The 25,424-nt window shown below is 67.7% G+C and carries 22 protein-coding genes; 12 read left to right on the forward strand and 10 right to left on the reverse strand.

The features are described 5' to 3' along the window. Window positions 1–55 precede the first annotated feature (55 nt). Window positions 56–1,324: a cytochrome P450 gene (locus A5787_RS23915; protein WP_066971683.1), complete on the forward strand. Its 1,269-nt coding sequence runs from the start codon at window positions 56–58 to the stop codon at window positions 1,322–1,324. Here A5787_RS23915 and A5787_RS23920 read toward each other — a convergent pair. Together A5787_RS23920 and A5787_RS23925 are read right to left on the reverse strand one after the other, a co-directional pair. Next, window positions 1,321–2,154, reverse strand: coding sequence for a Sir2 family NAD-dependent protein deacetylase (locus A5787_RS23920; protein ID WP_066971685.1), 834 nt, complete (start codon window positions 2,152–2,154; stop codon window positions 1,321–1,323). The genes A5787_RS23915 and A5787_RS23920 overlap by 4 nt on opposite strands. Window positions 2,155–2,245: 91 nt before the next feature. Next, on the reverse strand, window positions 2,246–2,785 hold the full coding sequence (locus A5787_RS23925; RefSeq protein WP_066971687.1) for a cysteine hydrolase family protein: 540 nt from the start codon (window positions 2,783–2,785) through the stop codon (window positions 2,246–2,248). Between the two features lie 59 nt (window positions 2,786–2,844). Between A5787_RS23925 and A5787_RS23930 the strand changes: the two genes are divergently transcribed. After that, on the forward strand, window positions 2,845–4,887 hold the full coding sequence (locus tag A5787_RS23930; protein ID WP_066971689.1) for an NAD(+) synthase: 2,043 nt from the start codon (window positions 2,845–2,847) through the stop codon (window positions 4,885–4,887). Between the two features lie 166 nt (window positions 4,888–5,053). Here A5787_RS23930 and A5787_RS23935 read toward each other — a convergent pair whose 3' ends face one another. Together A5787_RS23935 and A5787_RS23940 are read right to left on the reverse strand one after the other, a co-directional pair. Beyond that, window positions 5,054–5,671 (reverse strand): isoprenylcysteine carboxylmethyltransferase family protein, encoded by a 618-nt coding sequence (locus tag A5787_RS23935; RefSeq protein WP_066971725.1) that lies wholly within the window; start codon window positions 5,669–5,671, stop codon window positions 5,054–5,056. A gap of 53 nt (window positions 5,672–5,724) precedes the next feature. Continuing rightward, complete coding sequence (locus tag A5787_RS23940) at window positions 5,725–6,618, reverse strand: PfkB family carbohydrate kinase (RefSeq protein WP_066971691.1); 894 nt, start codon at window positions 6,616–6,618, stop codon at window positions 5,725–5,727. A gap of 291 nt (window positions 6,619–6,909) precedes the next feature. Between A5787_RS23940 and A5787_RS23945 the strand changes: the two genes are divergently transcribed. The 10 genes from A5787_RS23945 (at window position 6,910) to A5787_RS23990 (ending at window position 17,529) form a co-directional block, all read left to right on the forward strand. Further along, window positions 6,910–9,018, forward strand: coding sequence for an adenylate/guanylate cyclase domain-containing protein (locus A5787_RS23945; RefSeq protein ID WP_369829157.1), 2,109 nt, complete (start codon window positions 6,910–6,912; stop codon window positions 9,016–9,018). Then, window positions 9,018–10,421, forward strand: a complete 1,404-nt coding sequence (locus tag A5787_RS23950; protein WP_066971695.1) for a mechanosensitive ion channel domain-containing protein — start codon at window positions 9,018–9,020, stop codon at window positions 10,419–10,421. The genes A5787_RS23945 and A5787_RS23950 overlap by 1 nt, the downstream gene beginning before the upstream one ends. Before the next feature lie 57 nt (window positions 10,422–10,478). Next, window positions 10,479–11,738 (forward strand): glutamate-5-semialdehyde dehydrogenase, encoded by a 1,260-nt coding sequence (locus A5787_RS23955; RefSeq protein ID WP_066971697.1) that lies wholly within the window; start codon window positions 10,479–10,481, stop codon window positions 11,736–11,738. A 35-nt stretch (window positions 11,739–11,773) separates the two neighbouring features. Then, the gene (locus A5787_RS23960) at window positions 11,774–12,649 is read left to right on the forward strand and encodes a MoxR family ATPase (protein WP_066971699.1); all 876 of its coding nucleotides are present in this window, start codon (window positions 11,774–11,776) and stop codon (window positions 12,647–12,649) included. After that, window positions 12,649–14,097, forward strand: a complete 1,449-nt coding sequence (locus tag A5787_RS23965) for a VWA domain-containing protein (RefSeq protein ID WP_066971701.1) — start codon at window positions 12,649–12,651, stop codon at window positions 14,095–14,097. Before A5787_RS23960 ends, A5787_RS23965 begins: the two co-directional genes overlap by 1 nt. A 163-nt stretch (window positions 14,098–14,260) precedes the next feature. Next, window positions 14,261–14,905 (forward strand): nicotinate-nucleotide adenylyltransferase, encoded by a 645-nt coding sequence (gene nadD, locus A5787_RS23970; RefSeq protein ID WP_082977418.1) that lies wholly within the window; start codon window positions 14,261–14,263, stop codon window positions 14,903–14,905. Continuing rightward, entirely contained in the window at window positions 14,902–15,279 is a 378-nt protein-coding gene (gene rsfS, locus A5787_RS23975) for a ribosome silencing factor (protein ID WP_066971704.1), read from the forward strand. Before nadD ends, rsfS begins: the two co-directional genes overlap by 4 nt. Then, entirely contained in the window at window positions 15,276–15,956 is a 681-nt protein-coding gene (gene gpgP / locus A5787_RS23980) for a glucosyl-3-phosphoglycerate phosphatase (protein WP_066971707.1), read from the forward strand. Before rsfS ends, gpgP begins: the two co-directional genes overlap by 4 nt. Beyond that, window positions 15,946–16,689, forward strand: a complete 744-nt coding sequence (octT, locus tag A5787_RS23985) for a diglucosylglycerate octanoyltransferase (protein WP_066971709.1) — start codon at window positions 15,946–15,948, stop codon at window positions 16,687–16,689. The genes gpgP and octT overlap by 11 nt, the downstream gene beginning before the upstream one ends. A gap of 3 nt (window positions 16,690–16,692) precedes the next feature. Continuing rightward, window positions 16,693–17,529 (forward strand): DegV family protein, encoded by an 837-nt coding sequence (locus A5787_RS23990; RefSeq protein ID WP_066971711.1) that lies wholly within the window; start codon window positions 16,693–16,695, stop codon window positions 17,527–17,529. On the opposite strand, the gene A5787_RS23995 is transcribed toward A5787_RS23990, so the two are convergent. The 6 genes from A5787_RS23995 to A5787_RS24020 form a co-directional block, all read right to left on the reverse strand. Then, window positions 17,512–20,445 carry an RND family transporter gene (locus A5787_RS23995; RefSeq protein ID WP_066971713.1) on the reverse strand — a complete coding sequence of 978 codons (2,934 nt, stop codon included), beginning with the start codon at window positions 20,443–20,445 and terminating at the stop codon, window positions 17,512–17,514. The genes A5787_RS23990 and A5787_RS23995 overlap by 18 nt on opposite strands. Beyond that, entirely contained in the window at window positions 20,442–20,945 is a 504-nt protein-coding gene (locus A5787_RS24000; RefSeq protein WP_231994139.1) for an MmpS family transport accessory protein, read from the reverse strand. Before A5787_RS24000 ends, A5787_RS23995 begins: the two co-directional genes overlap by 4 nt. 77 nt (window positions 20,946–21,022) lie before the next feature. Further along, window positions 21,023–22,081, reverse strand: coding sequence for a dihydrodipicolinate reductase (locus A5787_RS24005; protein ID WP_066971715.1), 1,059 nt, complete (start codon window positions 22,079–22,081; stop codon window positions 21,023–21,025). Between the two features lie 55 nt (window positions 22,082–22,136). Next, window positions 22,137–23,885, reverse strand: coding sequence for an AMP-binding protein (locus A5787_RS24010; protein WP_082977419.1), 1,749 nt, complete (start codon window positions 23,883–23,885; stop codon window positions 22,137–22,139). Window positions 23,886–23,925: 40 nt separating this feature from the next. Next, complete coding sequence (pe, locus tag A5787_RS24015; RefSeq protein ID WP_066971717.1) at window positions 23,926–25,056, reverse strand: acyltransferase PE; 1,131 nt, start codon at window positions 25,054–25,056, stop codon at window positions 23,926–23,928. 40 nt (window positions 25,057–25,096) lie between these two features. After that, the coding region (locus A5787_RS24020) for an MMPL family transporter (protein WP_156764105.1) at window positions 25,097–25,424 on the reverse strand (328 nt) is incomplete at its 5' end.

A 25,424-nucleotide genomic window follows, 5' to 3' on the forward strand; every position in this document is an offset into this window, starting at 1 on the left:
TAGGCATATTGTCGGACACAACGTGTGACCGGGGTCATAACCGGGGAGGAGCAACATGACGGTGACGACGGGCAGGCCTGGCGGGTCCCGCGCCTACGACGCGATCGACCTGTCGTCGCGCGCGTTCTGGTCCACGACCGCGGCGGAGCGGGAACGTTCGTTCGCGGCGCTGCGCGCCGAGCGCCCGGTGAGCTGGCACCCGCCGGTGGAAGACGCCCTGATGCCCGACCCCGACGACCCCGGCTACTGGGCCGTCACCCGGCGCTCCGACATCGTCGCGGTCAGCCGCACCAACGAGGTGTTCCTGTCCGGCAGGGGGGTGATCTTCGAGAGCGTCCCGGTGGAGCTGCTCGAGGCGTCGCAGTCCTTCCTGGCGATGGACCCGCCGCGGCACACCACGCTGCGCAAGCTCGTCAGCGCCGCGTTCACCCCGCGGCAGGTGCGCCGCATCGAGGACTCGATCAAGTTGAACGCCAGGACCGTCGTCGACGAGCTCCGGGCCGCCGGCAGCGGTGCCGACTTCGTCGAGCAGTGCGCCAAACAGCTGCCGATGCGCACGCTCTCGGACATGGTGGGCATTCCGGAGTCCGAGCGTGAGCAGGTGGCGCGCGCCGCCGACGCGCTGGTGTCGTGGGCCGATCCCGTTTACCTCGCCGGTCGCAACCCGCTGGAGGTGTTGGTCGAAAACCAGATGTATCTGCACCAGGTCGCCGGCGCCCTGGCCGCCGAGCGCCGCGAGCGGCCCGGCGACGACCTGTTCAGCGGCCTGGTGAACGCCGAGGTGGACGGCGATCGGCTGACCGACGCGGACGTGTCGGCGTTCTTCGTGCTGCTGGCCGTGGCCGGCAATGACACCACCCGGCAGACCACTAGCCACGCGATGAAGGCGCTCACCGACTTCGGAGACCAACGGGCGTGGTTGCTCGAGGATTTCGACAACCGTATCGGTACGGCTGTCGAGGAGTTCGTCCGATGGGCCACGCCCGTGATGACCTTCCGCCGCACGGCAGCAACGGATTTCGAGCTGGGCGGCCAACACATCCAGGCCGGGGAGAAGGTGGTGATGTTCTACCCGTCCGGTAACTGGGACACCGAAGCGTTCGACCATCCGGAGCGTGTCGACCTGAGCCGCAGCCCCAATCCGCACGTCGGCTTCGGCGGCGGCGGGGTGCACTTCTGCCTCGGCGCGAATGTGGCCCGTGCGCAGCTGCGCGCCATCTTCGGCGAGCTGCTCGGTCAGCTGCCGGAAATTCAGGCGGGCGAGCCGACCTACGTGGCGGGCAATTTCATCCACGCCATCCGCAGCATGCCCTGCACGTTCTAACGGACGGCCAGGGGCGCCAGTTCGTCGAGGAGCAGCGCCAGCAACTCGGAGCAGCCGCCGTCGACCTTCACGGTGGCCAGGTCGTCGCCGCGGGTCGGCCCGCGGTTGATGATCGCGACCGGGATGCCCCGCGCCGCGGCGTGGCGCACGAATCGGTAGCCGGAGAACACGGTCAGCGACGAGCCGGCGACCAGCAGCGCCTCGGACCGATCGACCAGTGCGAACGCCTCGGCCACAACGTCTTTGGGAACGCTCTCGCCGAAGTAGACGATGTCCGGCTTGAGCATGCCGCCGCAGCGTGGGCAGTCGAGGTAGCGAAACGACGCGGTGTCGGAAACGGCGGCGTCGGCGTCGGGGGCCACGGCCAGCCCGCCGACCGCCTCGGCGCGCTCGATGAATCCCGGGTTGAGCGCCTCGAGTTGGTCGGCGAGTGCGGCCCGGCCCAGGGCGTAGCCGCAGCCCAGGCACACCACCCGCGCGTAGGTGCCGTGCAGGTCGACGACGTTTCGGCTGCCGGCCTTGGCATGCAGCAGGTCGACGTTCTGGGTGATCACGCCGGTCACCACCGACGCGCGCTCCAGCGCGGCCAGGGCCCGGTGCCCGGCGTTGGGCGCGGTGTCGTGCATGTGTCGCCGGCCGACGTGGTTGCGCGCCCAATATCGTTGGCGGAAGCCCGGATCCGATGTGAACTGTTGGATGGTCATGGGATTGCTCGGCGGCGAATCGGGGCCGCGGTAGTCGGGAATGCCGGAGTCGGTGGAGATCCCGGCCCCGGTCAGCACGGCGACGCGGCGACCGGCCAGCAGCGCGACTAGTTCGGGGGCGTCCACGCCTCGAGGGTAGTGCTCCGCGCGAAGGCGCGTGTTTGTACGCCGACACGCCGATAGAGCCGGCATTCTGCGGCCCCTCGCGCCGGTCTTGTTAACCGAGGCACTCGGCCGCGGTGGTGAGCTCCGCGGACATGTTCTGCTCCATCATCCTCAGCGCCGCGTTGCCCAGCTCCGCGTCGATGTGGGCGACGGCGTCGGTGGGGATCACGACGGGGAAGTGGCGCACGTAGGCGTCGAGGGCGGTGTAGAGGATGCACTGCTCGGTGACCTGCCCGGTGAGGATCAACCGCTTGGTTTCCAGGCGGCCGAGCAGATACGCCAGCGCCGTCGCGTAGAAGGCGCTGTGCCGGACCTTGGTCATCACCCGGCACTCGTCGGCCGGCAGGATCGGCTTGACCAGATCGGGCCTCGCCCCGTCGAGCGCGGAGCCGACGATGTCGGAGAACTGAGCGGCGAAGTCGCCGTAGTTGTCGTTGACGTAGATCAGGTCGACGCCGTCGGCCTGACGCGCGCGGCGGACCAGCTCGGCGAGCGGGTCCATGACTTTTTCGACATTGGGTATGAGTTCTTCGGCGTCGGGATGCTGATACGTATTCATCATGTCGACCACTACGACAGCGGTATCGCTCATACCGTTGGGGATACCCGACGGGCACGGGTTGACACTGCTCAGGGGACAATGGGGGTGCGATGGACTTTTACAACAGCTACAGCCAGGGCTTTGTCAGGGTTGCCGCGTGCACGCACCACACCACGATCGGCGATCCGGCGGCCAACGCCGAGTCCGTCCTGCGGTTGGCGCGCGAATGCCACGACGACGGCGTCGCCGTGGCGGTGTTCCCGGAGCTGACGCTGTCCGGGTACTCCATCGAGGACATCGTGCTGCAGGACGTGCTGCTCGACGACGTCGAAGACGCCATCCAGGACGTCGTCGCGGCGTCGGCCGATCTGCTGCCGGTGTTGGTCGTCGGCGCCCCGCTGCGCCACCGGCATCGCATCTACAACGCCGCGGTGGTGATCCACCGCGGCGCGGTGCTCGGTGTGGCGCCCAAGTCGTACCTGCCCACCTACCGGGAGTTCTACGAGCGCCGCCAAATCGCGCCCGGCGACGACGAGCGGGGCGTCATCCGCATCGGCGATGTCGAGACCCCGTTCGGTCCCGACCTGCTGTTCGCCGCGACGGATCTTCCCGACTTCGTGTTGCACGTCGAAATCTGCGAGGACATGTTCGTGCCGATCCCGCCCAGCGCGGAGGCGGCACTGGCCGGGGCCACGGTGCTGGCGAACCTGTCCGGCAGCCCGATCACGATCGGCCGCGCCGAGGACCGTTGCCTGCTGGCCCGCTCGGCGTCGTCGCGGTGCCTGGCCGCCTACATCTACGCCGCGGCGGGGGAGGGCGAGTCCACGACCGACCTGGCCTGGGACGGGCAGACCATGATCTGGGAGAACGGCGTCCTGCTCGCCTCGTCCGAGCGCTTCCCCAAAGGGGAACGTCGCAGCGTCGCCGACGTCGACACGGACCTGCTTCGCTCGGAACGGCTACGGATGGGGACATTCGACGACAACCGGCGCCACCACCGGACGTCGGCGGAGTCGTTCCGGCGCATCGAGTTCCGGGTCGACCCGCCCGCCGGCGACATCGGGCTGCGCCGCGAGATCGAGCGCTTCCCGTTCGTGCCGGCCGATGCGCAACGCCTGGAACAGGATTGCTACGAGGCGTACAACATCCAGGTGTCGGGCCTCGAGCAGCGGCTGCGCGCGCTCGACTACCCGAAGATTGTCATCGGCATTTCCGGCGGCCTGGACTCGACACACGCGCTGATCGTCGCCGCGCGGGCGATGGATCGCGAGGAGCGGCCGCGCAGCGACATCCTGGCATTCACGCTGCCGGGCTTCGCGACGGGAGATCGCACCAAGCGCAACGCGGTCGAGTTGTGTCGCGCGCTCGGCGTGACCTTCTCCGAGATCGACATCACCGAGACCGCAATGGTGATGTTCAAGGAAATCGACCATCCGTTCGGGCGCGGCGAGAAGGTCTACGACGTCACCTTCGAAAACGTCCAAGCGGGGCTGCGCACCGACTACCTGTTCCGGCTGGCCAACCAGCGGGGCGGCATCGTGCTCGGCACCGGCGACCTCTCCGAGCTGGGGCTGGGCTGGTCGACGTACGGGGTGGGCGACCAGATGTCGCACTACAACGTCAATGGAGGTGTGCCCAAGACGCTGATCCAGCACCTGATTCGCTGGGTCATCGCTTCCGGTCAGTTCGAGTCCGACGTTACCGACGTGCTGCAGTCCGTGCTCGACACCGAGATCTCCCCGGAGCTCGTTCCCAGCGGCGAGGAGGAAGAGTTGCAGAGCAGCGAGGACAAAGTCGGACCCTATGCCCTGCAAGACTTCTCGTTGTTCCACGTGCTGCGGTTCGGATTCCGGCCGTCGAAGATCGCGTTTCTGGCCTGGCACGCGTGGGGCGACCCCGAGCAGGGCAACTGGCCGCCGGGATTTCCCGAGGACAAGCGACCGTCCTACTCGCTCAAGGAGATTCGGCACTGGCTGGCAGTCTTCGTGCAGCGGTTCTACTCGTTCAGTCAGTTCAAGCGGTCGGCGTTGCCCAACGGCCCCAAGGTGTCGCACGGCGGCGCGTTGTCGCCGCGCGGCGACTGGCGCGCCCCGTCGGACATGTCCGCGCGCATCTGGCTCGACGAGATCCAGCGCGAAGTCCCCGAGGACTAGCTCGAGTCTGGTCGGCTGGTCAGATCAGGTGATGCCGCGCGCGATGTGCTGTGGACGTACCACGCGCCCGAACTCTACGAGCTTCTGGTGCTCGAACGGGGTTGGTCCGCTGCACGCTACGGCGAGTTCCTCACCCGCCCCCACCGACGCCCCGCTCGCCTAGGCGCTAGCGAATGAGCCCGACGCCGGGGACGAATCGACCCACGGTGGCCGCGTAGGCGCGATAGGCGTCGCCGTGCGTCCGCAACAGGTACGGTTCCTCGACGCGACGGACCTGCAGCTCGATCGTGGCGACGAGCAGGATAAGGCCCGCGAGGGCAACGACGTTCGGCGTCACCAGGACGATGCCGATCCCGAACAGGAACATCGCGTCGTAAATGGGGTTGCGGATCCGGCCGAACATGCCGGTATGCACCAGCGTGGTGGTCTCCGTCGTGTCAACCCCGATCCGCCAGGAATCACCCATCTCGAGTTGCGCGTACACCGTCGCCGCGATACCCGCCGTGGCCAGCACGATGCCGACGGTTTGGATGCAGACCTCGTTGAGCATCCGCAGCGGGCCAACCACTTTGGCCTCCTGCAGGATTGGGGCGCTCACCGCCACCGCCAGCGCCACCACGAAGCCGACGCCGGCGAGGCGTTCCAGCAGGCCGCCGGCCCTGATCCCGCGAAAGCCGGTGGAGCCGGTGCGCCGATACTGCAGCCAGCTGCGCCAGCCGAATCCGAGCACGCCGAAGATCGCGAAAAGCACCAGGGCCATGTCGGCAGCGGCTGTCGCTGGCATGCGAATTCCCATGACCGCCGTCATCGCCAGCGAGGGTACATCACCGCTCTCGGTCACCGAAAGGCTTCCCGCAGAGCCGCGTCGATCGCGTCGGCGCGCGGTGCGCAGTCACCGGCGCCGGGCACCAGGGTGGCCAGCGCGCCCGCGGCGCAGGCGCGGCGCAGCGCGGTCAGCCGTTCGGCCCGGGTGGCTGGATCTGCGCTCCGGTCGCGCGGCCAGCCGGCGGCCAGCACGCCCGCGAACACGTCGCCGGCGCCGGCGGTGTCCACGGCCTTGACCGCCGGCGCTTGCACGGCGAATTCACCGTCGGCACCGCTGTAGCGGGCGCCGCGCGCACCGAGGGTGACCACCAAATGGGTTGGCCGCCACGGCCATCGTTCGGCTTCGGCTTCGTTGGCGACCACCACGTCCGCGGCGGCCGCCAGTTCCGCCAGGCCGGTGTCCAACCGGCCGGCGGGCGAGGCGTTGACGATGACGACCGCCTCCGCCGAGCGCGCTTCGTGCGCTGCCGCCACCGCCGTCGGGACCGGAATTTCCAACTGGGTCAACAGCACATCGCAGTCGGCGATCACCTCGCGCGCGCCGGCGCCGGCCAGCGTCAGGTGCCCGTTCGCGCCCGGCGCCACCACGATGGTGTTTTCGGCGTCGGCATCGACCATGATGACCGCCGTACCGCTTGGCCCCGGCACGGTGACCATTCCGTCGAGCCCAACGCCGTTGGCCCGCAGGTGGGCTTGCAGGCGTGCGGCGGCCGCGTCGTCGCCGAGGGCGCCGACGAACTGCGCGCGCGCTCCGGCGCGCGCCGCGGCCACGGCCTGGTTGCCGCCCTTGCCGCCGGGCGCCGAGGTCAGCGAGGACGCCAGCACGGTCTCGCCCGGGCGGGGAAGGGCATCGACGTCGAAGGTCAGGTCCATGTTCACGCTGCCGACGACGCAGACCCGTGCCATGGCGCCGACGTTAGTCGGGTCGAATGGGGCCTAGACAATGGCCATCCTCGGCATATTGACGCTGATCCTTTTTCGGCAATCCCCAATATCGTGATGTCCGCGCGTTAGTCTGCAGCGTGATCGGTGCTGCATCCCGTCACAGGGAGGGAAAGGCCATTGACATCAACCCAGCTCAAGGGCGCCGAAGCGGCCGCTAAAGCGGGCGGGGCAAATACGTCTGACAACGCCTCGGAAACCACCCCGGAATCCGACCCGGCCGAAAAGCCGCGCAAAGGTACGCGCCGGCCGCTGGTGTGGCACCGCTTTCGTTTCGGCATCCAGTCCAAGATCCTGGTGGCGATGCTGCTGTCGGGCATTCTCGGCGTGAGCGTGATCGGTCTCATCGGGGCCATCTCCGGGCGCAACGCCTTGCGGCAGGTCGAATCCGAGCGGTTGATCGAGCTGCGCGAGTCGCAGAAGAGACAGATTCAGGCGTTGTTCAGGGAGGTGACGAACTCCCTGATCGTCTACAGCGGCGGATTCAGCGTCAACGAGGCCACCGCAGCGCTGACGGCGGGCCTGAACCAACTGGGCAACGCGACGATCAGCCCCGCTCAAGAACAGGAGCTGGTCAACTACTACAACACCCAGATGATCGCGCCGATCAAAAAGGCGACCGGCGACGTCATCGACCTGAACGCGGTGCTGCCGAGTTCCCCGGCGCAGAAATACCTGCAGGCGTACTACACCGCGCCGCCGCGGCCGACCGCCGACTCGCTGCCCGTCGCGGACGCCGGCGACGGCAGCGCATGGTCGGCGGCCAATGCCCGCTTCGATTTCTACATGCGCGAAATCGTCACCCGCTTCGATTACCGCGACGCGCTGCTGCTGGACCTGCAGGGCAACGTCGTCTACTCCGTCAGGAAGGGGCCCGACCTCGGGACCAACATCCTCAACGGCCCCTACCGGGAATCGAATTTGAAGGACGCCTACCAGAAGGCGCTGCGCTCCAACGACGTAGATTTCGTCTGGATCACCGACTTCCAGCCCTATCAGCCGGCGCTCGACGCGCCCACCGCCTGGGTGGTCTCGCCGGTCGGCATGAACGGCAAGATGGACGGTGCCATGGCCTTGCCGGTGCCGATCGCCAAGATCAACAACATCATGACCGCCAACAAACACTGGGAAGCCGCGGGCATGGGCACGGCGACCGAGACGTATCTGGCGGGCCCCGACGACCTGATGCGCTCGGATTCCCGGCTGTTTCTGCAAGACCCGCAGGAGTATCGGCGCGAGGCCATCGCCGCGGGCACCCCGCCCGACGTCGTGGAAAGGGCGCTCCGGTTGGGTGGCACCACGCTGGTGCAGCCGGTTGCGACCGCGGGTCTCAAGGCCGCCCAGCGCGGCGAGAGCGGCACCATGAGCGCCACCGATTACACGGGCAACAAGGAGTTGGAAGCCTATGCGCCATTGGACATCCCCAACTCCAACCTGCACTGGTCGATCCTGGCGACACGCGACGACTCGGACGCGTTTGCGCGGCTGGGCAGGTTCAGCAAGACGCTGGTGATCGCGGTCACCGCGCTGGTGTTCGTCATCTGCGTGGCCTCGATGCTCATCGCCCAGGCGGCCATGCGCCCGGTCCGGCGCCTCGAGGAGGGTGCGCGGAAGATCAGCTCCGGCGACTACGACATCGACATCCCGGTGCTGGCGCGCGACGAAATAGGCGATCTCACAGCGGCTTTCAACGAGATGAGCCGCAACCTGGCGATTAAGGAGGAGCTGCTCAACGAGCAGCGCAACGAGAACAATCGCCTCCTGCTGGCGCTGATGCCTGAGTCGCTCGTGCAGCGGTACCGCGAGGGCGAAGCGACCATCGCGCAGAAGCACCAGGACGTCGCGATCATCTTCGCCGACATCGCCGGGCTGGACGAGCTTTCCAACGATCTCACGGGTGGCGAGCTGGTGGCCATCGTCGACGATCTTTTCCGGCAGTTCGATTCGGCGGCAGAAACCCTTGGCGTCGAACGCATCCGGACGTTCCACAACGGTTACCTCGCGACCTGCGGGGTGATCACGCCGCGCTTGGACAGCATTCACCGGACCGTCGACTTCGCCATCGAGATGCGCCGCATCATCGATCGATTCAACAGTCAGACGGGTCACGATCTGGGCCTGCGGGTCGGCATCAACACCGGCAACGTCATCAGCGGCCTGGTGGGCCGGTCGAGTCTGGTTTACGACATGTGGGGTGCCGCGGTGAGCCTGGCCTACCAGATGCACAGGGGCGCACCGCAACCCGGCATCTATGTCAGCGCCCCGGTGTACGAGGCGATGCGCGACGTGCGGCAGTTCACGCCCGCCGGCACGATCTCGGTCGGTGGGACGGAGCAGGCGATGTATCGGCTGTCGGAGCGATGATGCATCTGTGGAACTCCTCGTGGTTCTACTGGGCGATCGGCATCGCGATCGGGTTCCCGGTCGGGCTGATCTTCCTCACGGAGTTGCACCACGCCCTTGTCCGCCGGAATAGCCGCCTGGCGCGGCAGGTGGGCCTGCTGCGCAACTACCTGCTGCCGCTCGTCGCGCTGCTGCTGTTGCTGGTCAAGGCCTCGCAGGTGCCGGCCGGGGACGTCCCCGTCCGGCTGCTCACCACGGTGTTCGGCTTTCTGGTGCTGGTGCTCATGCTGTCCGGGCTCAACGCCACGGTGTTCGAAGGCGCGCCCGAAGAGAGCTGGCGCGCCCGCATGCCCGCCATCTTCTTGGACGTCGCGCGTTTCGCGCTGATCGGTGTGGGCCTGGTCGTGATCCTTTCCTACATCTGGGGCGTACGGGTCGGCGGCTTGTTCACCGCGCTGGGCGTCACCTCGGTGGTCATCGGCCTGATGCTGCAGAACTCCGTCGGGCAGATCGTGTCGGGCCTGTTCATGCTGTTCGAGCAGCCGTTCCGGATCAACGACTGGCTGGACACCGGGACGGCGCGGGGCCGTGTCATCGAGGTGAACTGGCGGGCGGTGCACATCGACACCGGCAGCGGGATGCGGGTCACCCCGAACTCGGTGCTGGCCACGACGGCGTTCACCAACCTCAGTCGTCCCGCCGGCACCCACAAATTGGCGATCTCGACGACGTTTGCGGCCGCCGACGCGCCCGACCGGGTTTGCGCCATGCTCTCGCGCGTCGCGCTGGGCCTGCCCCAGCTCAAGCCCGACAGCGTGCCCCGCTCGGTACCCGCCGGCGGCGGTGAATACCGCACCTCCTTCGGGTTGAGCTCACCTGCGGACGATGGCGCCGCGAAGTCGACCTTCCTGCGCTGGGTCTGGTACGCCGCCCGGCGGGAGGGCCTGCACCTGGACAACTGCGACGACGATTACTCGACTCCCGAACGGGTGGAGAAGGCGCTGCGGTCCGTCGTGGCGCCGGCCCTGCGGCTGAACGCCGACGAACAGCGATCGCTGCATTCCTCCGCGGAGCTGGTCCGGTACGGCGCCGACGAAACGGTGGAGTACGCCGGCCAGGTGCCCACGGGGATGACGTTCCTGGTCGCCGGGCGCGTGCAACTGGCCGCGATGGCCGACGACGGCTCGATCGTGCCGATCAGCACGCTGGTCGAGGGTTCGTTCCTGGGCCTGACCGCGCTGACCCGGCAGCCGAACATGGCGAGCGCGTACGCGCTCGAGGAAGTGACCGCGCTGGAGATCGACCGGGAGCACATCGAGCACCTGGTGATGCGTGAACCGTTGCTACTACAGAACTTCGGCCACATCCTGGAAGAGCGGCAAAGCAAGGTGCGCCAAGCGCGCCACGGCCAGCGGGTGGGGTAAGCGTCAGTCGGCTGGGGCAGCCTGACCTGGTCGGCGAAGGCCCGATACCCTGGTTCAATGAGTCTGCAAGCTCCATCGCTTCCTGACTTGCGGCGGGACGTCCACGACGCCGCCCGCCGCGCCCGGGTCGCCGCCCGCGCGCTGGCCCTGTTGCCGACCGTCGCCAAGGATGCGGCATTGCAGTCCGCCGCGGGCGCGGTCGTCGCCCACACGGAGCGGATCCTGGCGGCCAACGCCGAGGACCTCGACGCCGCGCGGGCCGCCGGCACCCCGGCGGCGATGCTCGACCGGTTGGCGCTGAACCCCAGGCGCGTCGAGGGAATCGCCGCCGGCCTGCGACAGGTCGCCGGACTGCCCGACCCGGTCGGGGAGGTGCTGCGCGGCTACACCCTGCCCAACGGTCTGCACCTGCGCCAGCAGCGGGTCCCGTTCGGCGTCGTCGGCATGATTTACGAGAGCCGGCCCAACGTCACCGTGGACGCCTTCGGTTTGGCCCTCAAATCCGGCAACGCGGTGCTGCTGCGCGGCAGTTCGTCGGCGGCCAAGTCCAATCAGGCCCTCGTCGACGTGCTGCGCGCGTCGCTGATCAGCGAGGACCTGCCCGCCGACGCCGTCCAGCTGCTGTCGGTCGCCGACCGATCCACGGTCACCCACCTCATCCAGGCCCGCGGCCTGGTCGACGTCGTGATCCCGCGCGGGGGAGCGAGCCTGATCGACGCGGTGGTGCGCGACGCCCAGGTGCCCACCATCGAGACCGGCGTCGGCAACTGCCACGTCTACGTGCACGAAGCCGCCGACCTGGACGTGGCGGAGCGGATCCTGCTGAACTCCAAGACCCGGCGCCCCAGCGTCTGTAACGCCGCCGAGACGCTGCTGGTCGACGCCGCCATCGCAGACGTTGCCATGCCCCGGCTCATCGACGCCCTGGAGGACGCCGGGGTGACGGTTCACGGCGGCCTTGGTGCCGACGCCGACGAGGCCGACCTGCGCCGCGAGTACCTCTCGATGGACATCGCGGTGGCGGTGGTCGACGGCGTCGACGCCGCGATCGCCCACATCAACGACTACGGCACCGGACACACCGAGTCCATCGTGACCACGAACATGGCTGCGGCCCAACGCTTTACCGACGGTGTCGACGCGGCCGCGGTGATGGTCAACGCTTCGACGGCATTCACCGACGGCGAGCAATTCGGGTTCGGCGCCGAGATCGGCATCTCCACCCAGAAGCTGCATGCGCGCGGACCGATGGGATTGCCGGAACTGACCTCCACCAAGTGGATCGCGTGGGGGGACGGGCAGACCCGCCCGGCCTGACGCCCCGAGAAGAAAGCTTGAGGAGAACTGAGATTGTGAGTGTGCCCGCCCGGCCTGCGCCGTTGTTCGCCGACATCGACGACGTCTCGCGGCGGTTGGCCGAGACCGGCTACCTGCCCGACACCGCCACCGCGACCGCCGTCTTCCTGGCCGACCGGCTCGGCAAGCCGCTGCTGGTGGAGGGTCCCGCCGGCGTCGGCAAGACCGAGCTGGCCCGCGCCGTGGCCCAGGCGACCGGCTCGGGCCTGGTGCGCCTGCAGTGCTACGAGGGCGTCGACGAGGCGCGCGCGCTGTACGAGTGGAACCACGCCAAGCAGATCCTGCGCATCCAGGCCGGCTCCGGCGATTGGGATCAGACCAAGGACGACGTGTTCAGCGAGGAGTTCCTGCTGCAGCGTCCGCTGCTGACCGCCATCCGGCGCACCGAGCCGACCGTGTTGCTGATCGACGAGACCGACAAGGCCGACATCGAGATCGAGGGCCTGCTGCTCGAGGTGCTGTCCGACTTCGCGGTGACCGTCCCCGAACTGGGCACGATCACCGCCGCGCGGACGCCGTTCGTTCTGCTGACCTCCAACGCCACCCGCGAGCTGTCCGAGGCGCTCAAGCGCCGCTGCCTGTTCCTGCACATCGACTTCCCGAGCCCCGACCTGGAGCGGCGCATCCTGCTGTCGCGGGTGCCCGAGCTGCCCGCCCACCTGGCCGAGGAATTGGTGCGCATCATCGGCGTGCTGCGCGGGATGCAGCTGAAGAAGGTGCCCTCCATCGCCGAGACGATCGACTGGGGCCGCACCCTGCTCGCGCTGGGCCTGGACACCATCGACGACGCGGTGGTCGCCCAGACGCTGGGTGTGGTCCTCAAACACCAGTCCGACCAGCAACGCGCGGCCGGGGAGCTCAGGCTCAACTGATGGCCGCCCGCCGCACCCGTCCCACCCGCCCGCTCGCCCCGCACGGGTTGCCGGGCCACCTGGTGGGATTCGTGGAAGCGCTTCGCGGAGTGGGTATTTCGGTGGGGCCCTCGGAGACCGTGGACGCCGGCCGGGTGATGGCCACCCTTGGCCTGAGCGATCGCGAGGTGCTCCGCGAGGGCATCGCGTGCGCGGTGTTGCGCCGCCCCGATCATCGCGACACCTATGACGCCATGTTCGACCTGTGGTTTCCCGCGGCGTTGGGCGCGCGGGCGGTGGTCACCGACGATGCGGCCGACGCGACGTCGGGCGGCGAATCCCTGCCGGCCGACGACGTCGAGGCGATGCGCCAGATGCTGCTGGACCTGCTCAACGAGAACCCCGACCTCGCGGACATGGACGAGCGCCTGGTGGCGATGGTCGCGCGGATCGTCGAGGCCTACGGGAAATACAGTTCCAGCCGCGGCCCGTCGTTCTCGTCGTATCAGGCGCTCAAGGCCATGGCGCTGGACGAATTGGAGGGCAAGCTGCTGGCGGGCCTGCTGGCCCCGTACGGCGACGAGCCCACCCCCACCCAGGAGCAGATCGCCAAAGCCCTTGCCGCGCAGCGGATCACGCAGCTGCGCAAGATGGTCGACGCGGAAACCAAGCGCCGCACCGCCGAGCAGCTCGGCCGCGACCACGTCCAGATGTACGGCATCCCGCAGCTTTCCGAAAACGTCGAGTTCCTGCGCGCCTCGGGCGAACAGCTGCGCCAGATGCAACGGGTTGTGGCGCCGCTGGCCCGCACCCTGGCGACCCGGCTGGCGGCCCGCCGGCGACGCTCGCGCGCCGGGGTGATCGACCTGCGCAAGACGCTGCGCAAGTCGATGTCCACCGGCGGCGTGCCGATCGATGTGGTGCTGGCCAAACCCCGTCCGGCGCGGCCGGAACTGGTGGTGTTGTGCGACGTTTCGGGTTCGGTCGCCGGGTTCAGCCACTTCACGCTGCTGCTGGTGCACGCGCTGCGCCAACAGTTCTCGCGGGTCCGCGTGTTCGCCTTCATCGACACGACCGACGAGGTGACCCACATGTTCGGGCCCGAAGCCGACCTGGCCGTGGCGATCCAGCGGATCACCCGGGAGGCCGGCGTGTACAGCCGCGACGGGCACTCCGACTACGGCAACGCGTTCGCGTCGTTCGCGCAAGCGTTTCCCAACGTGCTGTCGCCGCGCGCCTCGCTGCTGGTGCTCGGCGACGGCCGCACCAACTACCGCAATCCGGAGACCGAGCTGCTGGCCCACATGGTCACCGCGAGCCGGCACGCGCACTGGCTCAACCCCGAACCCGCGCACCTGTGGGGCAGCGGCGACTCGGCGGTGCCGCGCTACCAAGAGGTCATCACGATGCACGAATGCCGGTCCGCCAAGCAATTGGCCGCGGTGATCGACCGGCTGCTGCCGGTGTGAGGGCGCCGGCGTCGCGTCGTTTCGCACCGGCCACACGCGTCCCCGTCGGCGGCGCCCGTTGTCGCTCGAAGGCGGGCACCACACCGGCCTCCCCACGCGGAGGCTGGTGTGGCGCCGGTGACGAAATCGGGCGCGGTCGCCGGCTCAAGTAAGCTGGCACATCGTGCAAAAGCAGCTTCGCAGGTTGGGAGTGATGGGTGGGACGTTCGACCCCATCCACTACGGCCACCTGGTTGCCGCCAGTGAGGTTGCCGACCTGTTCGACCTCGATGAAGTGGTGTTCGTCCCCAGCGGCCAGCCGTGGCAGAAGAGCCGGCACGTCTCCGCCGCCGAGGACCGCTATCTGATGACGGTGATCGCCACCGCGTCCAATCCCCGCTTCTCGGTGAGCCGGGTCGACATCGACCGCGGCGGCCCCACCTACACCCGGGACACGCTGCGGGATCTGCACGCCCTCAACCCGGAATCGCGGCTGTACTTCATCACCGGCGCCGACGCGCTCGAGAGCATCCTGTCCTGGCAGGGCTGGGAAGAACTGTTCGGACTGGCGCGCTTCATCGGCGTCAGCCGCCCCGGATACGAACTGCGGCGCGAACACATCACCGGCGTGCTGGGCGAGCTGACCGAGGACGCGCTGACCCTCGTCGAGATCCCGGCGCTGGCGATCTCGTCGACCGACTGCCGCCAGCGCGCCGAGCAGGGCCGCCCGCTCTGGTACCTGATGCCCGACGGCGTCGTCCAGTACGTCTCCAAGCGCCGGCTGTACCGCGCCGAACAATCCACCCTGGCCACGGGGAACAACCCGTGACCGCCACGCAGGAAGCGATCGACATGGCGACCGTCGCCGCCAGCGCGGCCGCCTCGAAACTTGCCGACGACGTGCTCGTCATCGACGTCTCGGGCCAGCTGTTCATCACGGACTGCTTCGTCATCGCCTCGGCGTCCAACGAGCGGCAGGTGAACGCGATCGTCGACGAGGTCGAGGAGAAAATGCGCAAAGCCGGCTACCGGCCGGCGCGGCGCGAGGGCGCCCGCGAGGGGCGCTGGACGCTGCTGGACTACCGCGACATCGTGGTGCACATCCAGCACCAGGACGATCGCAACTTCTACGCCCTGGACCGGCTGTGGGGTGATTGCCCGGTGGTGCCGGTGGACCTGGACGACTCGGCGAGCGCGCAATGAGGGTCCGCCGCCTGGTGATGTTGCGGCACGGGCAGACCGACTTCAATCTCGGCAGCCGGATGCAGGGCCAGCTGGACACCCAGCTCAGTGAACTGGGCCGCGCCCAGGCGGTGGCCGCGGCCGAGGTGCTGGGCAAGCTGCAGCCGCTGCTGATCGTCTCGTCGGATCTGCGGCGCGCCTACGACACGGCTCTCAAGCTGGCGGAGCGGACGGGGCTGAAGGTCTGGGTGGACGATCGCTTGCGGGAAACCCATCTCGGCGACTGGCAGGGCCTGACGCACGCGCAGATCGACGTCGAGGCGCCGGGCGCCCGCCTGGCCTGGCGCGAGGACGCGACGTGGGCGCCGCATGGCGGGGAAAGCAGGGTCGATGTGGCCGCCCGCAGCCTGCCGCTGATCGCCGAGCTGGTGTCCGGCGAGTCGGAATGGGGCGACCCGAACCAACCGGACCGACCGGTGGTGCTGGTCGCCCACGGCGGGCTGATCGCCGCGCTGTCGGCCGCGCTGCTGCGGCTTCCGGTCGCCAACTGGCCGATCCTCGGCGGCATGGGCAACGCGAGTTGGGTGCAGCTGTCGGGCCACTCCGACGATTCGGGAGCCGGCGCCGATTTCGCTGAGATCCGCTGGCGCCTGGATGTGTGGAACGCTTCGGCGCAGGTATCCAACGATGTCCTCTGACTCGCGATCCAGGCCCACCCTGCTGGTGTTCGCCGACTCCCTGTCCTATTACGGGCCGGCCGGCGGACTGCCCGCCGACGATCCGCGCATCTGGCCTAATATTGTTGCCTCACAACTGGATTGGGATGTGGAGCTGATCGGTCGCATCGGCTGGACCAGCCGCGACATCTGGTGGGCGGCAACCCAGGACCCACGGGCCTGGGCGGCGCTGCCCAGGGCGGGGGCGGTGGTCTTCGCGACCGGCGGGATGGATTCGCTGCCTTCGGTGTTGCCGACCGCATTGCGCGAGCTGATCCGCTACGTGCGGCCGCCGTGGCTGCGGCGCTGGGCCCGCGACGGCTACGGCTGGCTGCAGCCCAGGCTTTCGCCGGTGGCGAGGCCGGCCCTGCCGCCGCACTTGACCGCCGAATACCTCGAACAAACACGTGCCGCAATCGATTTCAATCGCCCAGGCATCCCGATCGTCGCGTCGCTGCCGTCGGTGCACCTCGCCGAGACCTACGGCAAGGCCCATCACGGCCGGCCCAGGACCGTCGCGGCGATCACCGAATGGGCGCAGCAACACGACATTCCGCTGGTGGATCTCAAGGCCGCGGTGGCCGAACAGGTGATGAGCGGCCGCGGCAATCCCGACGGCATCCACTGGAATTTCGAAGCCCACCAGGCGGTCGCGGAGCTGATGCTCAAGGCGCTGGCCCAAGCTGGGGTGCCCAACGAGAAGCCACGCGGGTAGCGCATGTCTGTCGTGGTGGTGACCGATGCGTCGTCGCGCTTGCCCGCCGACCTGCTCGAAAAGTGGTCGATACGAGTGGTTCCGCTGCACATCCTGCTCGACGGCCGCGACCTGCGCGACGGCATCGACGACCTCCCCGACGACATCTACCAGCGGCACGCCACCACCGCGGCGGCCACCCCCGCCGAACTGGCCAACGCCTACCAGCAGGCGCTGGCCGACAGCGGGGGCGACGGCATGGTGGCGGTGCACATCTCCTCGGCGCTGTCGGGAACCTGCGGCGCCGCCCAGCGGACGGCGGCCGACCTCGACCCGAACGTGCGCGTCGTCGACTCGCGATCCGCGGCGATGGGCACCGGTTTCGTGGCGCTGGCCGCCGCCCGGGCCGCGGCCGCCGGCGGCGACGTGGACGCCGTCGCGGGCGCCGCGGCGTCGGCCGTGTCGCGCGGCCGGGCGTTCGTGGTGGTCCACCGGCTGGACAGCCTGCGTCGCAGCGGCCGGATCGGCGGGGCCACGGCCTGGCTGGGCACCGCGCTGGCGCTCAAGCCGGTGCTGCGCATCGATGACGGGAAACTCGTTCTGGCCCAACGGATTCGCACCGTCACCCACGCGACGGCGGCGATGATCGACCGGGTCTGCGAGGTCGTCGGTGACGCCACGGCCGCCCTGGCGGTGCACCATGTCGACAACCCCGACGGCGCGAAGGAGGTCGCAGCGGCCCTGGCGGAGCGGCTACCGGCGTGCGAGCCGGCGATCGTCAGCCCGTTGGGGCCGGTGCTGGGGCTGCACGTCGGTCCGGGCGCCGTCGCGGTCTGCCTGGATCTAGCCCCTGGCGGCTGACGCCACCGGTGCCGTCACGGCAGGGGGACGGCCGTAGTCACCGCGCGGGTGAACAACGAGCGGCCACCAGAACCAGCGTCCGAGCAACACCGCAATCGACGGCATCAGTAGCGTGCGCACGATCAGGGTGTCGAGCAGCAGGCCGATGCACACCGTGGACCCGAACTGCCCCAGCACCCGCAGGTCGCTGCCGAGCATGGACGCCATGGTGAAGGCGAACACCAGCCCCGCGGCGGTCACCACCCCACCGGTGCCGGCCATCGATCGGATGATCCCCGTCTTGAGCCCGCGATGGATTTCCTCTTTGAACCGCGACACCAGCAGCAGGTTGTAGTCAGATCCGACGGCAAGCAGGATGATGACCGACAGCGCCATCACGATCCAGTGGATTCTGATGCCGAACAGATCCTGCCAAATCAGCACCGACAGCCCGAATGACGCGGCGATCGAACTGGCCGCGGTGCCGACGATCACCAGCGCGGCCACCACGCTCCGGGTGAGCAGCAGCATGATCATGAAGATCAGCGTCAGGGCCGACACCACGGCGATCATCAGGTCGTATTTCTCGCCGTCGGCCATGTCCTTGAACGTCGCGGCGGTGCCGCCGAGATACACCCGGGCATCCGACAGCGAGGACTGTTTCAACCCCTCCTGCGCGGCGGTGCGTTCGGCGTCGACCCGTGCAATGCCCTCCGGCGTCATCGGATCGCCCTGATGGGTGATGAAGAACCGCGCCGACTTGCCGTCCGGCGACAGGAACATGCGCAGGCCCGTCTGGAAATCGGGGTTGTCGAAGGCCTCCGGCGGCAGGTAGAAGAAGTCGTCGTTCTTGGACTGATCGAAGCTTTGGCCCATCACGATGGCGGTGTTACTCATCGCCTCCATCTGGTTGATCATCGCCTTGAACGTCTGGTACAGCGTCAGCGTGATGCCCCTGGTGGTCTTCAGCGTGGTGATCAGCGTGGGGAACAGCGCGTTGAGGTCGTGGGTGGCCCTAGCGGTGTGGTCGATGTCGGCCGAGAGGTAGTGGAACTGCTCGGCCAGCTGGTCGAAGCCGTCCAACGTGTCGAACAGGGATCGCAGCCCGAAGCACAACGGGATGTCATAGCAGTGCCTCTCCCAGTAGAAGTAGGTGCGCACTGGCCGGAAGGTGTCGTCGAAATCCGCGATGTGGTCGCGCAGCCTGTCGGTGATCTGCGACGTCACCTGAGTGGTCTTTGCGCTGTCGTCGGCGGCATTGGCCAGGTCCAGCGACACCTCGTACTGGCGTTGGGTGGTGTCGATCTGGGTCTGCAGGTCATCGGCCATCCTGAGGATGTCGTTCATGCGCTCCTTGAGGAAGCTCATGTTCTGCATCGTCGTCTGACTCTGGATGCTGTTTTGAAACGGAATCGAGCTGTGCTGGATCGGGATCCCCAGCGGCCGGGTGATGTCCTGGACCATGGCGATGCCGAGCGTGCGCATCTCGTTCTTTGCCACCCGGTCCAACACCAGCATGTCGGCCGGGTTTCGCATGTCGTGATCGGACTCGACCATCAACAGGTCGGGGTTCATCCGCGCCTCGGAGAAATGCCGGTTCGCGGCCTCTTGCCCCTGATTGGACGGGGCTGACAACGGCAGGTAATGGCGGTCGTTGTAGCTCGTGTGAAAGCTTGGCAGGGCGATCATGCCGACCAGCACGATCGCGGCACTGACGGCCAATACTGGTGCGGGCCAACGCACTACCGCGGTACCCACCCGCCGCCACAGCCGACCGCGCTTGGCCTGCTTTTCAAAGAGGTGGAAGCGACTGCCGGCGAAGACAACCGCGGGGCCCAGCGTAAGCCCTGCCGCGACCACGACCAGCATGCCGATCGCCACGGGTGCGCCCATGGTGTTGAACCAGGGCAACCGCGAAAAACTCAGGCAATATGTCGCCCCGGCGATCGTCAGGCCCGAGCCCAAGACCACGGGAGCAACGCCCTTGAATGTGGTGTAGTACGCGCTTTCTCGATCCTCACCAGCGGCCAATGCCTCTTGATAGCGGCCGAGAAGGAAGATGCCGTAGTCCGTTCCGGCGGCGATCGCCAGCATGGTGAGAATGTTCGCGGCGAAGGTCGTGAGCCCGAATGCGTTGTGATAAGCCAGAACCGCGACCACCCCGCGTGAACAGGCCAGGGCGACAAAGGTCATGAACAGCTGCACGAGTGTGGTAACGATGGACCGGTACACTAGCAGCAACATGATCGCGATGGCGCCCAGCGTGAACAGCGTGATCTTGGCCAGGCTGGCGTTGCCGATGATGTGCATGTCGTCGGACAGCGCGGCGGGACCGGTGACGTAGGCCTTCACGCCGGGTGGCGCCTTGTTCTCGTCGATCACCTTGCGGACGGCGTCCACGGACTCATTGGCCAGAGTGGTGCCTTGATTACCGGCAAGGTTTATCTGCACATAGGCGCCCTTGGCGTCGGCGCTCTGGGCGCCCGCCGCCGTCAGCCGGTCGCCCCAGAAGTCCTGGATGTGCTGGATGTGCTTGGGGTCCTGGCGGAGCTGTCGAATCAGGTTGTCGTAGTACCGGTGCGCTTCGGGGCCGAGGGGTTGCTGGCCCTCCAGCACGATCATCACCGTGCTGTTGGAATCGAATTCGCGGAAGTTGTGGCCCATCCGCATCATCGCCTTCATCGAGGGCGCGTCCAGCGGCGTCATCGGCGCAGAATGCGCCTCGCCGACTTTTTCCAGTGTGGGAACGATGACGTTCACCAGTACGGTGATGGCCACCCAGGCCAAAATGATCGGTATCGCGAAGATGCGGATCGCGTGGGGGAGATAAGGACGGTGGCCGCGATCCGCCATGCTGGGCTTGTTGGTCGTGATCGGGCCCGTGGCTTCGTCTTCGGCGCGTCTGGCGCCGGAATCGGCCTTGTCGATGTCGGTCATGCGGACTTCACCAGGCAGAAGGTCTGGGCGTTATGGCCGTCGGAATTCTGGTTGTCGCGCACGACGCCGTCCACGATGATCTTGCAGCTGATCCGGCTGCCGTCGCTTTGCGCCATGATATTGGCGCTCACCGACGGAAGCGTGGTGGAGATGGTGGTCGACCAGGGCAGCGGGGCGTTGTTGATTTGGTGGGTGTTGGCGTTCTCGTCCCAGTAGTTGATGTTCGCGGTGGACCCCGGCGGGCCGGAGACGTCGTAGACGACGACCTTCGGATTGAACTGCACGATCTCGATCCCCTTGCCCGCATTCGCGTTGAGGTCCTGGGACCCGAAGATTTTGTGTAGCCGTGAGACGACCAAGGTCGAGACGGCGAGCACGACCACCAACACCAGCGGAATCCACGCTCGTTTGAGCGCCCGGGTTAGGGCCTTCACCTTGACCGCCTTCCGCTCGCCCTGCGGACCACCGGCGCCACCGACAACGCCGGTTTGCCGATACATTGCTCAGCTAAGCATCGTAAACCGTAGTGCACGGAACCGTTCCTGTGGGTGCCGACTTTGTGGCGGCCAACACAGGGTCAGCGGGCCACCCGTCCGGTGACGGGCGGGAGGTCGGCGAGCGTGACGATGCCCGGCTTGGCGGCGACGACGGCCGGGACCGCGTTGGTCACCGGCATCGCGGTGTAGATCATGCCCAGCCCCATGAATCCGGGTTCCGTCCAATCCTTCGGCGGCAGGCAGTGCAGCACGGTGCGCATGTTGGGCAGGCCGAATACCTGGATGACGTGGCCGTGCTCCAGGGGTTTGGGCGGCACCACGTGATTGCCCATGGTCCAGTTGAATCCGACGCTGACGACGTTGCGATCGCCTTCCCAGCCGCGGTGGTAGCCGTAGACGCTGCCCACCGTGCCCGCGGGGATCTTCATGAAGCCCAGATCGGAGTCGGCGGCGGCCGCGGTGAAGGTGACGTCGAAGGTCATCCGGTCCAGCTTCGCTCCGATCGCGTCGGCCATCATCGCGGCGGATTCCGCGAAGACCTCGCTTTCGGTCCGGACGTTCTCGGCCAGCCCCGGGGTGTCGGGATCCTGCGAGAACCCCATGGCCGTCTGGGTTTCGGCCGACTCGTACGTCGAGCAGTCCACCGACTCGGTGATGCGGATCTCGTCGACGCGCTCGCAGGAGGCGGACAGCACCATCCCGACCATGTTCGTCATCCCGGGGTGCGCGCCGCTGCCGAAGATCGTCGAACCGCCCCGCTCGCAGGCTTGCGCGATGCGCTGGCGGTCCGCCGGTGTCTGCTTGCCGCCGGTGATCCACGCGGCGCTGGTGCACACGTTGACGCCCGACTCCAGCAGTCGCACGAGTTCATCGATGCTGGGCCACAACGGGTTATAGCAACACGCGTCGGGTCGCAGCGCGAGCAGCGCGTCGATGTCGTTGGTGGCCTTGACCCCGGTCGGCTCCGGCCAGCCGGACAGCTCCGCGGCGTCAACCCCGACCTTTTCGGCGCCGTGCGCGTATACCCCGACCAGCTCCATGTCAGGCCGGCCGATGATGGCGTGCAACGAGCGGCGCCCGATGTTGCCGGTGGTCCACTGAATCACGCGAAACGGGCGGTCTGCGCTGGTTGTGCTCATCGAATGGCTCCTTTGCCGGTGCGGTTGCACCATTATGTGCAACCGGGGTCCGGGCTCAGGCGTCCAGCCGGTTGAATTGGTCCTGGCGGTATTGCTCGGCGCAGGCGGCGCGTCGGATCTTGCCGCTCGTCGTGGTGGGAATCGACCCGGGCGGCACCAGGACGAGGTCCCCGACATGCAACCCGTGCGCGTTGGAGATCGCCGAGGTGACGTCGCTTTTGAGGCCGGTGAGCCAGTGGGTCGCCTCCTCGGCGGAATCGCCCCGCTTCTTGAGCTCGATCACGGTGACCAGCTTCTCGGTGCTGTTCACCGGAACCGATATCGCCGCGACCCGACCGCCCGTGATCTCCTGGACCGTCGCCTCGATGTCCTCGGGATAGTGATTGCGCCCGCGGATGATCAGCAGATCCTTGATGCGGCCGACAATGAACAGCTCACCGGAGAACAGGAAACCCAGGTCGCCGGTTCTCAGCCACGGTCCGTCGGGCGTGCCCGGCGACGGGTCGACGAGCTCCACGCCGAAGCAGCGCTGCTCCTCCGGGGGTTTGCCCCAGTAGCCGTCGGCGACATTGGGGCCATGGAGCCAGATCTCACCGACCACGCCGGGCGGGCATTCGCGGCTCGTGTCGGGGTCGACGATGCGCAGCGAGGGCGACTGCGGCACTTTGTATTTGACCAGCGCCGTGCCGGTGTCCTCCGCGCATCGCTGAACGCGGCCGGCGGAGAGCTCCTCGGTGTCGAAATGAACCGCGCCCGATGAGTCGCTCCAGGTGCCGGCCGTTACGAAGACGGTCGCTTCCGCCAGGCCGTACGAGGGGCGCACCATATGATCGCGAAAATTGAAGTGAGCGAACCGATCAACGAAGCGTTGCAGTGTGCCCGGCTCGACGCGTTCGGCGCCGCTGATGATGCCCAGCACCCCGCCGAGGTCGAGCCCGGCCAGGTCGCCCTCGGTTGTCTTGCGGGCGGCCAGGTCGTAGGCGAAGTTCGGCGCCGCGGAAAACGCGTGCGGATTTTTCGCCAATGCCTGCACCCATCTGGCCGGCCGCTCCAAGAACGCGACCGGACTCGTCAGCTCGCCGCGGAAGCCGCCCAGGATCGGTGCGCAGACCCCCAGCACCAAACCCATGTCGTGGTAAAAGGGCAACCACGAAACGATCGTGAGGTCCGATGGGACTTTGATCTGGGACTCCGCGAAGAAGCTGCGCATCAGCTGGTCGAAATTCACCTGCAGGTTGCGGTGCGAGATCATGACGCCGGTCGGCAGCCGGGTGGAGCCGGAGCTGTACTGCAGATACGCGGTGCTCGGCAAATCGGCTGTGCGAACGCCCGTTCCGCCCTCGGCGTCCAGATTCAGCGCATCGATTTCCAGGATCTCGGGAACCGCGTCCAAGCCGGCCTGATTGACATATTCGGCGATGTCGTGCGCGACCGCGGACGTGGTGAGAACGACCGCGGGTGACGTGTCGGCCAGAACCGCACCCACCCGCTCCTGAGTCGAGCCGCGGTGCGGCAGCGGGAGCGGAACCGCGATCAGCCCGGCCTGCATCGATCCCAGGAACGCCGCGACGTAGTGCAGGCCCTGGGGAGCCATGATCACCGCCCGGTCGCCGACCGATCCGTGCCGGCTGAGCTCGCGTCCCACCGTGAGCGTTCGGCGGGATAACTGCGACCAGGTGAGGCTTTCGGGCACGCCCGCCCAGTCGTCCTCGTAATCGGTGAAGGTGAACGCTATGTCATCGGGCCGCAGGCTGGCGCGCCCATGCAGCATCGACAGCACGGATGACTGAGGGGGTGGTGTCACATTACGTCCGTACTTTTTTGTCCCACGCGCCGCATCGACGTCAGTGGTCGGCCTGTCCCGCGCCGTGCGACAACACGGACATGGCACCGGCAAGGATCTGTGAGAACGGGTCGGCGCCGCCGCCGAACGTCGCCTGGTTGGCCGGCGCGGTGACTTCCGCCGGGTCGAAGCCGTGCACCGGGTCCACCTGAACCGGAGCGGTCGACGGGTCGTCGTTTCGCGAATAGCCGGCGTTCACCCGGGGCATCAGGATTGCGTCGAGTTTGTTCAGCGTGTCTTCCGGGATCCCAATGTATTTCAGCGGCATGACCAGCGGAAGGTGCTTCTCCGGGACCATGATCGTCGTGTCTTTCGCGCCCCGGGAGTTGACCGTGGTTCTGATGTTCTGCGGCGGCACCATGCTCGCGTTCGTGAAGGCCACCGCGGTGTGACCGGTGGCGAGACCCATCAGCGTGTTGGCGAAGGCGAACAAGTTGTCGGGTCGGTCGGGGAAGTCCGCGATCGAGTCGTAGGCGGACACGAACCTGTTGGTGTCGTACTGGCTCTCGTAGGGCGGCGGCATGGTGTAGTCGAGCGCGGGAACGGTGCTGCCGACCGGGAATACGGAGGTCAGGAAGCTCTGACCGAAGGCGTGATGCCCGATCGGGTCGCCGAATGTGGCGAAGTTCAGCGTGTTCGGCGGGGGGGCGGTGGGGTCATTCGCCAGTCGAGCCTGCGCGCCATCGACCACGAACCCGCCCTCGGACAAGCCGATCGCCGTACCCGGGCGACCGGTTTTGATCGCGCCAACAAGGTTGTCTACGCCCGTGTCGACCGACTCGCCGACGCTCGGGCCGTCCAGACCCAGGCCCGGGAAGATCTCATCGCCGACCTTGCCGATGCCCGGGAAGAGTCGCTCCAGCACGTGGCCCTGAACCTGACCCGCCGGGTAGCCGACGATCTCTCGCTTCTGCCCCGGGAACCATTGGGCACCCTCCTGGCGGATGTATTCGTCGTAGGGGATGCCGAGCACATGGGCGCCGCCGAGCGCGAACGCGGTCTGGTCGCCCGGCGCTCCGGGGGTCGGCGGACCGCCGATCGGCGTGTCGTCGGCGGAGACCCTTCCCGCGCCGAAACACCCTGTGGCGCCAACAGTTACCAGCGCCGTCACTCCTGCGAGTAGTTTCTTCATCCCTACCCCTGACCCCTCGGCTTCTCTAGTCTCACATACGTCACGGGCGCGCCCTGACCGGGTTGCGGCCGGACGCCCGTGACGGCCACCAGTTCGCCCGGCCGACCAGCGCGGCGACGGCGGGAACCGTGATGGTGCGCACCAAGAAGGTGTCCAGCAAGATTCCCACCCCGATCACGAAGCCGCCCTGGACCACGGTACCGATGCTGGAGAACAACAGGCCGCACATCGACGCGGCGAAGATCAGCCCCGCGGCGGTGATCACACCGCCCGTCGAACCCAGGGTGCGAATGATGCCGTAACGCACGCTGCGCGGAGATTCGTCACGCATTCGCGAGACGAGCAGCATGTTGTAGTCGGCTCCCACC

Origin of the sequence: Mycobacterium sp. 852002-50816_SCH5313054-b (assembly GCF_001667185.1) — a bacterium.
GTDB lineage: Bacteria > Actinomycetota > Actinomycetes > Mycobacteriales > Mycobacteriaceae > Mycobacterium.